This window comes from Bacillus tequilensis KCTC 13622, from assembly GCF_000507145.1.
GTDB lineage: Bacteria > Bacillota > Bacilli > Bacillales > Bacillaceae > Bacillus > Bacillus tequilensis.
In genome coordinates this window covers 123,676-139,254 of the sequence record NZ_AYTO01000028.1, presented here as the reverse complement: position 1 = coordinate 139,254, position 15,579 = coordinate 123,676, and the positions used below count along the sequence as shown (strand labels likewise).

15 protein-coding genes and 1 pseudogene are annotated in these 15,579 nt (G+C 43.6%); 6 read left to right on the top strand and 10 right to left on the bottom strand.

Features of this window, described 5'->3' with window-relative positions; genetic code table 11:
- Positions 1 to 276, top strand: a pseudogene (locus tag V756_RS01000000122105) (spore coat protein CotH); the annotation flags it as partial.
- A gap of 57 nt (positions 277 to 333) precedes the next feature.
- Complete coding sequence (locus tag V756_RS0108435) at positions 334 to 1,011, top strand: YwrJ family protein (RefSeq protein ID WP_024714274.1); 678 nt, start codon at positions 334 to 336, stop codon at positions 1,009 to 1,011.
- Between the two features lie 50 nt (positions 1,012 to 1,061).
- On the opposite strand, the gene V756_RS0108430 is transcribed toward V756_RS0108435, so the two are convergent.
- The gene (locus V756_RS0108430; RefSeq protein WP_024714273.1) at positions 1,062 to 2,378 is read right to left on the bottom strand and encodes an arsenic transporter; all 1,317 of its coding nucleotides are present in this window, start codon (positions 2,376 to 2,378) and stop codon (positions 1,062 to 1,064) included.
- Between the two features lie 208 nt (positions 2,379 to 2,586).
- Positions 2,587 to 3,495: an acetoin biosynthesis transcriptional regulator AlsR gene (gene alsR / locus V756_RS0108425; protein ID WP_024714272.1), complete on the bottom strand. Its 909-nt coding sequence runs from the start codon at positions 3,493 to 3,495 to the stop codon at positions 2,587 to 2,589.
- Positions 3,496 to 3,653: 158 nt separating this feature from the next.
- On the opposite strand from alsR, the gene alsS reads away from it, so the two are divergent.
- The 3 genes from alsS (at position 3,654) to V756_RS0108410 (ending at position 6,821) form a co-directional block, all read left to right on the top strand.
- Positions 3,654 to 5,366, top strand: coding sequence for an acetolactate synthase AlsS (alsS, locus tag V756_RS0108420; protein ID WP_024714271.1), 1,713 nt, complete (start codon positions 3,654 to 3,656; stop codon positions 5,364 to 5,366).
- 63 nt (positions 5,367 to 5,429) lie between these two features.
- Positions 5,430 to 6,197 (top strand): acetolactate decarboxylase, encoded by a 768-nt coding sequence (gene budA, locus V756_RS0108415; protein WP_024714270.1) that lies wholly within the window; start codon positions 5,430 to 5,432, stop codon positions 6,195 to 6,197.
- A gap of 96 nt (positions 6,198 to 6,293) precedes the next feature.
- Complete coding sequence (locus tag V756_RS0108410; protein WP_024714269.1) at positions 6,294 to 6,821, top strand: NAD(P)H-dependent oxidoreductase; 528 nt, start codon at positions 6,294 to 6,296, stop codon at positions 6,819 to 6,821.
- Between the two features lie 41 nt (positions 6,822 to 6,862).
- Here the strand turns inward: V756_RS0108410 and V756_RS0108405 are convergent, their stop codons facing one another.
- From V756_RS0108405 to V756_RS0108370, 8 genes are all read right to left on the bottom strand, one after another.
- On the bottom strand, positions 6,863 to 7,159 hold the full coding sequence (locus V756_RS0108405; RefSeq protein WP_024714268.1) for a DUF3892 domain-containing protein: 297 nt from the start codon (positions 7,157 to 7,159) through the stop codon (positions 6,863 to 6,865).
- A gap of 154 nt (positions 7,160 to 7,313) precedes the next feature.
- Positions 7,314 to 7,850: an SH3 domain-containing protein gene (locus V756_RS0108400; protein WP_024714267.1), complete on the bottom strand. Its 537-nt coding sequence runs from the start codon at positions 7,848 to 7,850 to the stop codon at positions 7,314 to 7,316.
- Positions 7,851 to 7,959: 109 nt separating this feature from the next.
- On the bottom strand, positions 7,960 to 8,877 hold the full coding sequence (gene rbsB, locus V756_RS0108395) for a ribose ABC transporter substrate-binding protein RbsB (protein WP_024714266.1): 918 nt from the start codon (positions 8,875 to 8,877) through the stop codon (positions 7,960 to 7,962).
- Positions 8,878 to 8,889: 12 nt separating this feature from the next.
- Complete coding sequence (gene rbsC / locus V756_RS0108390; protein ID WP_024714265.1) at positions 8,890 to 9,855, bottom strand: ribose ABC transporter permease RbsC; 966 nt, start codon at positions 9,853 to 9,855, stop codon at positions 8,890 to 8,892.
- A gap of 1 nt (position 9,856) precedes the next feature.
- Positions 9,857 to 11,338, bottom strand: coding sequence for a ribose ABC transporter ATP-binding protein RbsA (gene rbsA, locus V756_RS0108385; RefSeq protein ID WP_024714264.1), 1,482 nt, complete (start codon positions 11,336 to 11,338; stop codon positions 9,857 to 9,859).
- A 15-nt stretch (positions 11,339 to 11,353) separates the two neighbouring features.
- Positions 11,354 to 11,749, bottom strand: a complete 396-nt coding sequence (rbsD, locus tag V756_RS0108380; protein ID WP_024714263.1) for a D-ribose pyranase — start codon at positions 11,747 to 11,749, stop codon at positions 11,354 to 11,356.
- Entirely contained in the window at positions 11,746 to 12,627 is an 882-nt protein-coding gene (gene rbsK / locus V756_RS0108375) for a ribokinase (RefSeq protein WP_024714262.1), read from the bottom strand. Before rbsK ends, rbsD begins: the two co-directional genes overlap by 4 nt.
- The gene (locus tag V756_RS0108370) at positions 12,620 to 13,609 is read right to left on the bottom strand and encodes a LacI family DNA-binding transcriptional regulator (RefSeq protein ID WP_024714261.1); all 990 of its coding nucleotides are present in this window, start codon (positions 13,607 to 13,609) and stop codon (positions 12,620 to 12,622) included. Before V756_RS0108370 ends, rbsK begins: the two co-directional genes overlap by 8 nt.
- A gap of 781 nt (positions 13,610 to 14,390) precedes the next feature.
- Between V756_RS0108370 and pgsB the strand changes: the two genes are divergently transcribed.
- Positions 14,391 to 15,572 (top strand): poly-gamma-glutamate synthase PgsB, encoded by a 1,182-nt coding sequence (gene pgsB, locus V756_RS0108365; protein WP_003219593.1) that lies wholly within the window; start codon positions 14,391 to 14,393, stop codon positions 15,570 to 15,572.
- Positions 15,573 to 15,579 lie beyond the last annotated feature (7 nt).

Genomic DNA, 15,579 nt, shown 5'->3' with positions numbered 1-15,579 from the left:
CACCATTCATCAGGATCAAAAAGTTCATCAAAATCATCTAAACGATCACCGGGGTCTTCAGGTCATCAATCGTCAAAATCCCACCATTCATCAGGATCAAAAAGTTCATCAAAATCATCTAAACGATCACCGAGGTCTTCAGATTACCAATCATCAAAATCCTCAGGTTTCTATGGCTCTTCAAGTTCTTTCGAAAGTTCAGGAGGACAAAAGGAAGAATACAGCTATGAAACGATTGTCAAAACGATAGACTATCACTGGAAACGCAAATTTTAATAGATAACAAGGAGCATCAGATTAAGTGATGCCCTTTTTCAGTTAAAGGAGGAGAAAATGAAAGGTTTGAATCAATTTCTTGACACAGATGTTGAAGTTGTCATTTCTGGGGATACAAGATTTGTTGGCACACTGAAAGATATTGGACAGGATATTTTTGTTATATGTGATGGCTGTCATTATCTTTATATCCCTTTAATGCATCTCCATCAAATGAACAAGGCGGTCATCAATATGACTTCCGAGAAATCATTTTTAAGAGATTTGGAAGATCCAGTGATACAGGAAGAAAATAACGCTTTTTCATATAGAAATTCATTAAACAAGATGAAAGGCAAGTTTATTGAAGTTTATGTAACTGGCGGTCGATCGATACATGGGTATGTGACAAGTGTTTTAAATGACTATATCGTATTTTTCTCACCTGTTTTCAAAACACTCTTTATATCTATGAACCATTTAAAATGGTTTACTCCTTATTCAACTGAACAAACACCGTACACGCTTGATAATTCGCAATTGCCTGTCGTGCCTTCCAATGTTTCTCTAGTACGTAATTTTGAGGAGCAGATCAAAAAGTATATCGGCAAATTGGTCATATTCGATATGGGGGAAGTGCCGGAAAAAGTCGGTCTGTTAAAAGATGTTTCCCATAATATTATTGAGCTTATTAGCGCTACGGGAGAGTCGATCATTTGGAAGTTAAGTCATCTAAAGACAATGCACCTTCCTTAATTTACAGAAAATAAACTGCCCTCTTGAATAAATAAGAAGGCAGTTTTTTATTAAACAAATAACCAGCTAATCCAAACATATAAACATGTTAACGTAAAAAGAACAGTCAGCGGAATGATCAAAACGGTTGTTTTTAAATATTCGCCCCAAGAGATTCTTTCATCATGCTGTTTTAATATATGCATCCAAATAAGTGTTGCTAAAGTACCTATAGGTAATAATAAGGAACCGATATCACTGCCGATAATATTTGCCAAATAGATAATCTTTGCTGTTGAAGGATTCAGGCTCATTTCCGTTAAGGTGAAAGTGCTGATCATTAATGCTGGATGATTGTTAAATAGATTCGAAAAAACAGAGGTAGAAATGCCAGAAATGAAAGTAGCCAGGGCGAGGCTTCCAGAAACCACTGGTTCAAATAGATTCACAAGTAACTCAGTGAAACCAATATTATGCAGCCCATAAATTAAAACATACATCGTAAAAGCGAAAATAAAAATGTGCCAAGGTGTTTTGTATAACAAGTCTCTTGGGGAGGTTTTGTAATAAATCCATCTCCAGCTCAATAGGATAAAAGACCCAATGGCGGCGACAAGAGGAACAGAAATGCCGGTATATGACGCTGCGAATAGGCTAATTCTGACTAGAAAAACAAAAGCGAGCACACATAACATTATTTTTGTTTGGTTTCGTTCTGGTAAAGGAGCTGACGGTGAATGATGTCTATAGAGCTGAGCCTGAAAATGATCAGGTATATCTGGCAGACTTTTAGGCAGACGTTTATAAAAGAACATAAACAGCAGACAAGCCATAAAGATGAGTCCAATCATACTAGGGACAAACATCATGGCAGTGTGAAGGTATAGATCCATTCCAATCATTTTGAGAGAAATTAAATTGACAATATTACTTACGCCAATCGGTGTGCTGGAGGCTGTGGCGATTAAAACGCCGCTTAATAAATATGGGGTTTTTTGATGCCTTTTTAAACCTAAATATTTTAAAACGAGCAAAAGGATCGGGGTTGTGATTAAAACGCTCCCGTCATTATTAAGGAAAATTGTCATTAGAAAGCAAAGTAAATTGGTTAACCAAAAAAGCTTGATGCCTGAACCTTTGGATTGCTGCAGAAGTTTTGTAGCCACCCAATAAAAGAAACCGAAGCTTTCTAATGCTATGGCCATAGTCATAGTTGCAAGGATGGTGACCGATGCGCCTGTGATTTTTGTCCCTATTTCCCCCAAGTCCGCCAAAGACACACTCCCGCACAAAAACACAATTAAAGCACCTAATGTTGCGGGGATCGCTTCATTTAATCCTTTAGGCCTCCAGAAAATAAAAATCATTGTTGCGAAAAAAGCGAGCAATGTGATGAAACTAGCCAACTGTGTAATATAGTTCACCTCTCTATCTTTCAGCTATAGAATCAAACTATTGTCATACTCTAACTAGTATCCTTGCTAAATAGATGTACTGTATGTATACGTATACTGATATGAAGTTGTACTAAGCGCTTATATTAAATTGATTAAAATTCCATAGGAATCCAAAAAAAAGAGAGATTGCAAGTAATGTTCACGTACCTGCATTTCTCTCTTTCGATCTGGACTGGTTACAATTTGAAATATGAATAAATTGCTTTAAAAGCGGATTACAATTGTCTTTTCGATAAGCGATAACCCATTCTGCATTAAGCTGTATTTGATCCAATGTTCGATAAGTAACATCCAAATTAAATAACTTCTTGGCTGAGGAAGGTACAAATGTAATGCCTATTCCAGCACTGACTAAGCCAATCACCATTTGATACTCTGTGGCTTCCTGAACGATATTTGGTTTGAAGCCTGCTTGTTCACAGAGCTGAATAAAATCCAGGTACAGAGTAGGCCATGCTTCTTTGGACACTGTAATAATCGGCTCATCTCGCAAATCCTCGATTGTAATTGATTCCTTAGAAGTCAATGGGTGTTGTTTAGGCAAAGCTAAAATACAGGGGCTGCTTTGGGCGATTTCGGTATGTAATGCCGTATGCTGTAAAGGAGGATGAAGTATACCGATATCAATGTTGCCTTTTAACAGCTCGTCCTGCTGCCTAAACGAGGATATTTCACGTAATTCTATTTTTACTGAAGGGAATTTTTTGCGATATTCCCTCACAATCGGCGGCAGAAATTCATATGTTGCCGATCCGACAAAACCGATAACGAGATGGCCGTGCTCGCCGCGAGCTGTCCGCTGTGCCAGTTCAATCGCTTGATCAATTTGCATCAGTGCCGTGCGGCAGTGGTTTAAAAAGATTTCGCCGGCCGCGGTAAGCTCGACCATCCGTTTTGTCCTCTTCAGAAGCGTCACACCAATTTCTTCTTCCAGCTGTTTAATCTGCTGGCTGAGAGGAGGCTGTGTCATGTTCAGCCGCCGCGCAGCTCTTCCGAAATGAAGCTCTTCGGCTACTACGATAAAGTATTGAAGATGGCGAAGCTCCATCAATATGCATTCCCTTCCGTAGATTAATAATTCGTAATACATATTAATCATAAGGCGAATCGATATTGGAGGTCAATTTCCAAAGAGTGTATAGTGAAACATATCACAAGAAATATTTAAAATTTTATGTTTAAAATGCATAATAAGGAGTGAGGGTGTTGACAAAAGCAACAAAAGAACAAAAATCCCTTGTAAAAAGCAAAGGGGCGGAGCTTGTTGTTGATTGCTTAGTGGAGCAAGGTGTCACACATGTATTTGGCATTCCAGGTGCAAAAATTGATGCGGTATTTGACGTTTTACAAGATAAAGGGCCAGAAATTATCGTTGCCCGGCATGAACAAAATGCAGCATTTATGGCGCAGGCGGTTGGCCGTTTAACTGGAAAACCGGGAGTCGTGTTAGTCACATCAGGACCAGGTGCCTCTAACTTGGCAACAGGACTGCTGACAGCAAACACTGAAGGTGACCCTGTCGTTGCGCTTGCTGGGAACGTGATCCGTGCAGATCGTTTAAAACGGACACATCAATCTTTGGATAATGCGGCGCTATTCAAGCCGATTACGAAATACAGTGTAGAAGTTCAAGATGTAAAAAATATACCGGAAGCTGTTACAAATGCATTTAGGATAGCGTCAGCAGGTCAGGCTGGGGCCGCTTTTGTGAGCTTTCCGCAAGATGTTGTGAATGAACTCACAAACACAAATAACGTGCGTGCTGTCGCAGCGCCAAAACTCGGCCCTGCAGCTGATGATACAATTAGTGCAGCCATTGCAAAAATCCAAACAGCAAAACTCCCTGTCGTGTTAGTCGGCATGAAGGGCGGAAGACCGGAAGCAATTAAAGCGGTTCGCAAGCTATTGAAAAAAATTCAGCTTCCATTCGTTGAAACATATCAAGCCGCTGGTACTCTAACGAGAGATTTAGAGGATCAGTACTTCGGCCGTATCGGATTGTTCCGCAACCAGCCAGGCGACCTTCTGCTTGAGCAGGCTGATGTTGTTCTGACAATCGGCTATGACCCAATCGAATACGATCCGAAATTCTGGAATGTCAATGGAGACCGGACGATCATCCATTTAGATGAAATTCTGGCTGACATTGATCATGCTTACCAGCCGGAGCTTGAATTGATCGGTGATATTCCAGCTACGATCAATCATATCGAACACGATGCTGTGAAAGTGAACTTGGGTGAACGTGAGCAGAAAATCCTTTCTGATTTAAAACAATATATGCATGAGGGTGAGCAGGTGCCTGCTGATTGGAAATCAGACAGAGTGCATCCTCTTGAAATTGTAAAAGAATTGCGAAACGCAGTGGATGATCATGTTACAGTGACTTGCGACATCGGTTCACATGCGATTTGGATGTCACGCTATTTCCGCAGCTACGAGCCGTTAACATTAATGATCAGTAACGGTATGCAAACACTCGGCGTTGCGCTTCCTTGGGCAATCGGCGCTTCATTGGTGAAACCGGGAGAAAAAGTAGTATCAGTCTCTGGCGACGGCGGTTTCTTATTCTCAGCAATGGAATTAGAGACAGCAGTTCGTCTAAAAGCACCAATTGTACACATTGTATGGAACGACAGCACATATGACATGGTTGCATTCCAGCAATTGAAAAAATACAACCGTACGTCTGCGGTCGATTTCGGAAATATCGATATCGTGAAATATGCGGAAAGCTTCGGAGCAACCGGCTTGCGCGTTGAATCACCAGACCAGCTGGCAGATGTTCTGCGTCAAGGTATGAACGCTGAAGGTCCTGTCATCATTGATGTCCCGGTTGACTACAGTGATAACATGAATTTAGCGAGTGATAAGCTTCCGAAAGAATTCGGAGAACTCATGAAAACGAAAGCTCTCTAGCACTCTGCACTTCAAGACCCTGTTTTCTATGAACAGCACTAAACAAAAGGAGTGAAGGGAATTATGAAACATCAAAGCAACATGCAAGTGCTCAGCCGCGGTCAAAATGATCAGCCAGTGAGCCAGATTTATCAAGTATCAACAATGACTTCTCTATTAGACGGAGTGTATGACGGGGATTTTGAACTGTCAGAGATTCCGAAATACGGAGACTTCGGTATTGGAACCTTTAACAAGCTTGACGGAGAATTGATTGGATTTGACGGTGAATTTTACCGTCTCCGTTCAGACGGAACTGCCACTCCTGTGCAAAATGGAGACCGTTCTCCTTTCTGCTCTTTTACGTTCTTTAAACCGGACATAACGCATAAAATTGACGCGAAAATGTCGCGTGAAGAGTTTGAAAATGAGATCAACAGCATTCTGCCAAGCAAAAACTTATTTTACGCTATCCGCATTGACGGATTGTTTAAAAAAGTACAGACAAGAACGGTGGAACTGCAAGAAAAGCCTTACGTGCCGATGGTTGAAGCAGTCAAAACGCAGCCGATTTTCAACTTTGACAACGTACGAGGAACGATCGTAGGTTTCCTTACACCGGCTTATGCAAACGGAATCGCTGTTTCTGGCTACCACCTGCACTTCATTGACGAAGGACGCAATTCAGGCGGACACGTTTTTGACTATGTGCTTGAGGATTGCACGGTTACGATTTCTCAAAAAATGAACATGAATCTCAGACTTCCTAATACAGAGGATTTCTTTAATGCGAATCTGGATAACCCTGATTTTGCTAAGGATATCGAAACGACTGAAGGAAGCCCTGAATAAAGAGAAAAGAAAGCCCCTATGTCTGGGCTTTCTTTTTATTTGGCTCTTTTCCTGATTTTAGATAAAATAACGTCAAAAGGGTAAAGGTGTGGTCTGATGAAAATATTGGTTTTGGCAGTTCATCCTCATATGGAAACCTCAGTTGTGAATAAGGCGTGGGCTGAGGAATTGAGTAAACATGACAATATCACAGTACGGGATCTTTATAAGGAATACCCGGATGAAGCAATAGATGTTGCGAAGGAGCAGCAGCTGTGCGAGCTATACGACCGGATTGTCTTCCAATTTCCGCTTTATTGGTACAGCTCACCGCCGCTCTTAAAAAAATGGCAGGATCTTGTGCTGACTTACGGATGGGCCTTTGGTTCAGAAGGAAATGCCTTGCATGGCAAGGAGCTGATGCTGGCTGTTTCAACAGGGAGCGAAGCGGAAAAATATCAAGCAGGCGGAGCAAATCATTACTCGATCAGCGAGCTCTTGAAACCATTTCAGGCCACGAGTAATCTGATTGGCATGAAATACTTGCCCCCATACGTGTTCTACGGCGTGAAGTATGCAGCTCAAGAGGATATTTCTCTCAGTGCAAAACGATTAGCCGAATACATCCAGAAACCTTTCGCTTAAAAGTAGGAACCCTGTGTTACATGCCACAGGGTTTCTTATGGTTAAAAATCCGGAAGTTCGGAAAGGTTATTTTCCTTTATGCCGTCCGGTTCACTTCGCAAAATATCACGTCCGTATTTATGGAAAACATCCACATGAGAGAGTTTTCCCGCTTTTGCTTCTGACAGTGCAGCAGGGTAGTCGAGCTCTCTTCCTGTGTTGGTTTTCACTGCGATAATATTGTCTTCCTCATTTCTTCTGACTGCAATAATGTCTTCTTGGCCAGTTTGAATATCTGACTGTTTGGCTGATGTATGCTGGGCTTTATACGATTGATATGCTGCTTCAAATTGATCCATATGGACACCTCCACTTTTTAGCATAAACAAAAGCGTCGATGATCATGTAAGGTTTCGACACGGCATATGACAATATTTCCTGAGAAATATCTCGGGATGTGACGAATCAAACCGTAATAAAAAGGATTCCGCATAATCACGGAATCCCTTTCAGTTATTTTGTCATGTGTAGATCCTTTGTTTTCATATAGCCTGTCGCGCCGCCATAATCAACGAATACCCAATCAAAATCAAAACCGCCTTTTTTCGTTTTGCTCCAGCCTAAAAAAGAAACGCTTGTGTCTGCTGGAAGAGTCTTGATGCCTTTTCCTTCAGCGGATGTATATACTTTCGTTTTTGTTTTGGTTTTTATCGTTGTCGCAGCTTTTACAATGTAATGAGTGGAGACAAAGCCTGTTTTGCCATTTTTATAATGAACTTTTGCCCAATCAGCGTTCGCAAAGGAAATCAGCTTTAAGCTGTCGCCTAAATGCAGCGTATCGGCTTTCTGGCTTGATGCGGAAGCCTTCGTTCTAACATTTAGAGCCTCTGCTGACACCAAATAAGAATCAATCGGATAGCTGTATAAATCATCGATGCTTACAGTTGTGTTTGGCTGCTGGGCATGGATCGTGCTTGCGCCTCCCGCAGAAGCCGCAGTTATTCCAGCCGCAAGTGCTAGAGCTGATAATACTTTTGTTGGTTTGTTCATGTCGTTCCTCTCCTCACCTAAGAGAAATAATTCATTCTATATCTCTATTCACGTTATCGCAGGTTCCTAAACATCAAAAAGGATCAGATAAAAACCTGATCCGTGGCAGTTATTTTTGTGTTTCAAGTTTGAGAGGCGCGGATATTGATTTTTTTACTTTTTTCCCGTGCAAAATATCATCGGCTGCTTCTGTAGCCAGCTTACCGATCAATTCAGGCTGCTGAGCGACCGTGGCTGAGAGCTTTCCGTTTTTAATGGAAGCGAGCGCATCTTGATTGCCGTCAAAACCGATCACTAAAATCTTTTTTCCCGAGCTGTTAATGGCCTCGAGAGCACCGAGCGCCATTTCGTCATTGTGAGCAAAAACAGCTTGGATATCCGGATGTCCCTGCAGCAAGTTTTCCATGACAGTCAGGCCTTTGGTGCGGTCGAAGTCAGCTGATTGTTTTGTGACAACGTCGAGCTTTTGATCTGCGATATGATGAAATCCTGAGCCGCGTTCCCGTGTGGCAGATGCGCCGGGCACGCCTTCAAGCTCTGCCACTTTCGCTCCTTTTCCAAGTTTATCAGCGATAAATGCCGCGGCCATTTCACCGCCTTTCACATTATCGGAAGCAACGAGGGTTTCGACTTTTCCCTGTTCGGCGGAACGGTCGATTGTTATGACAGGCACACCGACTGCGTTTGCAGATTCTACTGCCGTTGAGATGGCCGATGAATCAGTCGGGTTGATTAACAAGGCATCGACACCTTGCTGAATTAAGTCTTCTGCATCACTCGTCTGCTTTGATGAGTCGTTTTGTGCATCGACAATGATCACTTTCATACCCCGTTTTTCAGCTTCTTTTTCAATGCCTTTTTTTAAGGAGACAAAAAAGGGGTTATTAAGCGTTGAGACGGACAAGCCGATGGTGAATTCCTTTTTGTTCCCCGAGTTTGACGGCTTTGCCCATTGGGGAGGCTCAAGTGAACAGGCAGTTAATAAAAACAATGATAACGTTAAAATGACGGATGCAGCCTTTTTCATGTCAAAACCCTCCTATGCTGACTTCTTGCGGTCTAACAATACCGCGATTAAAATGACAATCCCTTTGACAACCAGCTGATAAAATGATGAGACGCCAAGCAGATTGAGCCCGTTGTTAAGTGTGCCGATGATCAGCACCCCGATTAACGTGCCGATAATGCGTCCGCGGCCGCCGGAAAGACTTGTTCCGCCTAAGACAACCGCCGCGATAGCATCCAGTTCGTACGATTCTCCGGCAGTCGGCTGGGCTGAATGCAGACGTGAAGTCAATATGGCGCCGGCAAGGGCGGATAAAAGCCCGGCTAAAGAATAGATCATCACTTTTACGCGCGTCACTTTAATGCCTGAAATGAGCGCGGCTTTTTCATTGCCTCCGATGGCGTAGGTTCGGCGTCCGAACGGTGTTTTATGAAGAAGCGCCCAAAGGACGGCAAAGGCAAGAACCATCGTAATCGCCGGTACAGGAATGCCTAAGAAGTAACCTCGTCCGAACAGTTGAAAAGCGTAGTTTGTGCCAAGTCCGGTAATCGGATTTCCGTCTGTATACACAAGCGTCAAACCGCGAAAGACAGTCATAGTCGCAAGCGTAGCGATAAAGGGCGCCATTTTTCCTTTTGTGATCAATAGTCCGTTGATCATGCCAAGGGCGGCACCAATGATACAGCCGAGGATGATGGCGAGAATCGGATCGACACCGGATACAATCATCCCCGCGACTAAAGCGCTGGACAGGGCAAGAATAGCGCCGATAGAAAGGTCAATGCCGCCTGTTAAAATCACAAAGGTCATGCCGAACGCGATTAATCCGTTTATGGCGACCTGGCGAAGCAGGTTTAAAATATTCAGCGGTTCAAGAAAGCTTGGATTTAAAATAGATACAATGATAACGAGAATAAATAAACCGAGAAACGGGCCGAGTTTTTGCATGACTCCGTCGAAGTGAATCCGCTTTTGTTCTTGTTGATGTTCGGCTTTCATATTACCGCCCTCCTGTGGCAAGTGTCATAATTCGTTCTTGCGTGGCTTCCTGCGCATAAATTTCTCCGCTGATTCTGCCTTCATGGACAACGATTATACGATCGCTCATTCCGAGAATTTCCGGCAGCTCTGATGACACCATAATGATGGCGACGCCTCGATCAGTCAGCTCATTCATCAGCGAATAAATCTCCCGTTTCGCGCCAACATCCACGCCTCTGGTCGGCTCATCCAAGATCAGCACTTTCGGTCCGATGCCGATCCACTTGGCAATCACCACTTTTTGCTGGTTTCCTCCTGATAAATGGCGTGCGTGTGTTTCCCGTGATGCCGTTTTGATGGTCAGGCGCTTGATTAAAAGATCAACAAATTCAGCTTCCCGTCTGTGATCAATGAGACCCTTTGGAGAGAAACTGGACAGACTGGGCAGTGCAATATTCTCGCGAATCGAGGTGTCGAGCAGCAGCCCTTCATCTTTGCGGTTCTCTGTGATAAAGCCGAGCCCTTTTTTTACCGCATCCTGCGGGTTCTTAATGACTGTTTTTTTTCCGGCGATCCATATTTCACCCGAGCCCAGCCTGTCAACGCCGAACAGCGCTCTCATGATTTCTGTCCGGCCGGCTCCCATCAATCCGGAAACACCGACGATTTCACCGGAACGAACAGAAAAGCTGACATCTTCAAAACGTCCTTTGGCGGTGGCGTTTTTCACCTCGAAAATTTTGTCACCGAGAGAAGGCGTGCGTTTCGGATATCGTTCAGTCAGCTCGCGCCCGACCATTTTTTTAACGACTTCATCAAAATCGGTGTCTGGGATGTTTGTTGTATCTACGTTTTTTCCGTCACGCATGATGGTGATTCTATCGCAAATCGCAAAAATTTCTTCCATGCGATGCGAAATGTAGACAATGGATACACCGTTCTTTTTTAACGCCGTAATGACCTCGAAAAGCTTGCTGATTTCCCGTGCCGTCAACGCTGCTGTCGGTTCATCCATAATAATGACCTCGGCATTTGTCATGAGCGCTTTTGCGATTTCGATCATTTGCTGCTGTCCGACGGAACACCCGCCTGCTTCTTGATCAAGAGAAAAAGAGACAGACAGTTTGTCAAACTGTTCTTTTGCTAACGCTTTCATTTTTCTCGTTTGTAAAATGCCCAGCTTGGAGGATATCTCTTTTCCGATAAATAGATTCTCAAGAACAGTCATCTCCGGCCAGATATTCAATTCCTGGTGGATAAAAGCGATTCCATGCTGTTCCGCTTCTTTCGGGTTGGAAAAATACGTTTCGTTTCCGTTTATGATGATTTTCCCTTTATCCGATTTATGCAGGCCTGTCAGAATGTTCATAAGCGTGGACTTGCCGGCGCCGTTTTCTCCCATTAATGCGTGAACCTCGCCGGGCACGAGTTGAAAGGAAACACCTGACAGCACTTGGTTTTTTCCGAATGCTTTGTGAATGTCCTTCATTTCAATCTGCATGTTCCATCCTCCTTTCTAGAAGAGCACACCCGCCTGCAGGATGCAGTTGGCATAAGGTGTGAATTCACCCGTTCTTATGATCGCCTTTGCTTCTTTTGTCAGCAGCTTAAATTCTTCGTGAGAAAGGTATTCAATCTCTTGTTCAGAAAAAAGCTTCTCTAGAAATCTCGCATTCTCTTGATTAGAAGCTTTTATTTCAGCTGCAGCAATGACTTTTTCAACGGCCATCTCATCAGCCAGCACTGCCGCTATATCCTGAAAAGCCGGAAGACCCGGCTTTAGGGAAAGATCAATTTTCAAAACGCCGTCAGGAACAGGCAGCCCGGCATCCGCGATGACAATTTTATCCGTGTGACCAAGGTCGGCAAACAGCTTGGCCAGATGGCTGTTCAGTATACCGTGTTTTTTCATGACAGCAGCTCCTCTACTTCTTCTCTTGTCGGCATTCCGCCTTGGGCGCCGAAGGAACAGACAGAAAGGGAGGCGGCCCGATTGGCGAACCGCAATGCGGCTTCAATGTCTTTTCCCTCAGCCAGAGCAACGGCAAAGGCGGCGTTAAATGTATCACCGGCTCCGGTTGTATCAACGGGTTCAACAGGGAAGGACGGGATGAGCCGTTCTTTGCTGCCGGCTGAATAGCGAACGCCTTGTTTTCCTTCCGTAATAAAGAGCTTCGCCGGATAAAGCGCCAGAGCTTCAGAAGTGGTGAGCTTAGGGAATAAAACTGAAGCCTCGTGTTCATTCGGTGTGAGATAGGTGGCGTGATCAATTGTTTCCTGTTTCAGAGGGCGGGCCGGTGCCGGGTTGAGCATGACCGGTATATCGTGAGAATGACAGTATTTGCACACTTCATCTACCGTTTCTTCCGGAATTTCCTGCTGAACCAGGACCATATCAATCTTTTCAATCTCTTCTAGCGCGTCTATCGCATACGATGGAGTGATATCATCATTCGCACCTTTGACGAAAACAATGCTGTTATCACCTTCAGCAAGCACAATGTGTGCGGTGCCGCTTTCTTTATGTGTAACCGGTTCCACATAGTCAGTGCGAACGCCGTTTTCTTTTAAATTATCTAAAATGGCTGATCCATAATGATCGCCTCCGATCTTGCCAACCATAAACACGCGGGCGCCGAGCCTGGCAGCAGCGACTGCCTGATTCGCTCCTTTACCGCCCGGTACTGTCTGAAATGACGTGCCAAGTACCGTTTCACCGGCTTTGGGGCGTTTGTCCGAGGTGACCACTAAATCCATAGAGCAGCTTCCAATTACACAAATATTACGCATCATGATCTTCCTTTCTTGTCGTCTTTCTTCTTATATAGGTGACAGGCATTTGAATTGCCGTTTCTGTCAGCGGCTGTTTTTTGATTATACGCAAAAGCAGTTTGGCTGCTTCTTTACCCATGTCATATGCGGGCTGTTTAATTGTAGACAGAGGAGGGAACAGCAGCTCGCTTTGCGGAATGTCATCATAGCCAATGATTTGAATATCCTCCGGTACGTTTTTGCCGCGCCGCAATGCTTCATGTAAAACTGCTGCGGCTTGAATATCATTGCCCGCTATCACACCGTCTGTCTCGGGGTATGTGGCAAACAGCTCCTTCGCCATCGATTGCGCCTCGCTGAAAGAAAATGAAGCCGTTTCGATGACCTGAAAATCAATTTCAGCCTGCTTTAAGATCTCCAAAGCGCCGTTAAATCGGTCTTGAGCTGTCGGCAGGTGAGCTGGGCCTCTCAAGAGCGTAATGCCCTTGCTTCTTCCGTGAATGATGGCTTCGGCGGCTAGTTTTCCTCCAGTATAGCCGTCACTGGACACAGAAGGGGCTCCTTCAGGTGTTCTGTCCAGAAAAACAACTGGGTGATTGATACCGCTGTATTCCTCAAGATCAGGGTAATTCGTTGCGGCAATAATGCCTGCAACATGATTTTGTTTAAAGGTTTGAAGGTATTCAAGTTCTTTTTTCAATTCCTCATCGCTGTTGCCGAAAATAAGGCGATAGCCTTCCCGGTTCAATTCATCCTCCGCGCCGCGGGCAAGCTGGGGGAAGAAAGGGTTGGTGATATCCGGGAGCAAAAGTCCGATCAGCCGGGATTCTCTTTTATAAAGAGATCTGGCGACTTCATTCGGGTAATAGTTTAGCTTCTCCATCGCAGCTATCACACGCGTTCGCGTTTCTTCGTGTACATAGCCGTTGTCATTCAGGACACGGGAAACCGTTGCAACTGAAACGCCCGCCGCTCCGGCGACATCTTTAATAGTAGCCAAAACAGATCCTCCTTGTTTGTGTAACCGCTTACAAAAATAGATTATCATGTGCGATCCGAAGTTGGCAATAAAAATATCAAAAGAAATCTATTGTAAATTGTATATATAAATGTGAAATGTAAGGTTTTCACTCTTTTTTTGCCAAAGTTCGCAGAAATCTGGATGAAGTTTTCTTGAACAAATATTAAGTTTTTTTAAAATTGTTTCAGAGTCATGCGTTTAGACCTGTAAGTGAGGAGAAATAGAAAAGACTATCAGCCCAGAAAATGTTTAATTATGTTAGAGAATTCAGACCCGTATGTTCAGCACTTTTACGAGGGGCTCTCTTAGTCATTTTGGAATGGGCCTCATATGGCGTCTTCCATGCAGAAAGGACGACATTATGACCTTGTTCTTAAGAAAGGATAAAACCATTTTGTGCTCATAAGAACCGGAAAAAACGCATGGTAGCAGGAAAAGACTGATATCACGGGCTGAAAAAAAGATTGATTTGAAATGCATGTTAAATGACAGCAACAGCGTGTGACTATACGTCCATAAGGATATCAGAAGAAAAATGAAAGCGCATTCCTTTTGGTTTTTAAAAAAAGAGATAAGGTGTAAGTCCTGCTGTTTTCCAAAATTAGAAAGCAGTTTGTAGGCATAAAATCTCTTTCAAAAGTGAAGTTTGGCTTAGTCGAACAGGGAAGATTATGTTACATAATGCCGATTGAGAATTCATAGTGATTCTATATACTGATGAATGAATTTACAACACTATAGAAGGAGATGTCGAAAAGCAATGTGGTTACTCATTATAGCCTGTGCTGTCATACTGGTCATCGGAATATTAGAAAAACGACGACATCAAAAAAACATTGATGCCCTCCCTGTGCGAGTGAATATTAACGGCATCCGAGGCAAGTCGACTGTGACAAGGCTTACAACCGGAATTTTAATAGAAGCCGGTTATAAAACTGTTGGAAAAACAACAGGGACGGATGCACGAATGATTTACTGGGACACACCGGAGGAAAAGCCGATTAAACGGAAACCTCAAGGGCCGAATATCGGAGAGCAAAAAGAAGTCATGAAAGAAACAGTAGAAAGAGGGGCTAACGCTATCGTCAGTGAATGCATGGCTGTTAACCCGGATTATCAAATCATTTTTCAGGAAGAACTTCTGCAAGCCAATATCGGCGTTATAGTGAATGTTTTAGAAGACCATATGGATGTCATGGGGCCGACGCTCGATGAAATTGCAGAAGCGTTTACCGCTACAATTCCTTATAACGGCCATCTTGTCATTACAGATAGTGAATATACCGAGTTCTTTAAACAGAAAGCAAAGGAACGAAACACAAAAGTCATCATTGCTGATAACTCAAAAATCACAGATGAATATCTGCGTAAATTTGAATACATGGTATTCCCTGATAACGCTTCACTGGCACTGGGTGTGGCTCAAGCGCTGGGCATTGACGAAGAAACTGCGTTTAAAGGAATGCTGAATGCGCCGCCAGATCCGGGAGCCATGAGAATTCTTCCGCTGATCAGTCCGAGCGAGCCTGGGCACTTTGTTAATGGGTTTGCCGCAAACGACGCTTCTTCTACTTTGAATATATGGAAACGTGTAAAAGAAATCGGTTACCCGACCGATGATCCGATCATCATCATGAACTGCCGCGCAGACCGTGTCGATCGGACACAGCAATTCGCAAATGACGTATTGCCTTATATTGAAGCAAGTGAACTGATCTTAATCGGTGAAACAACTGAACCGATCGTAAAAGCCTATGAAGAAGGCAAAATTCCTGCAGATAAACTGCATGATCTAGAGTACAAGTCAACAGAAGAAATTATGGAATTGCTAAAGAAAAGAATGCACAATCGTGTCATATATGGCGTCGGCAATATTCATGGTGCCGCAGAGCCTTTAATTGAAAAAATCCACGAATACAAGGTTAAGCAGCTCGTAAGCTAGGAGGAAA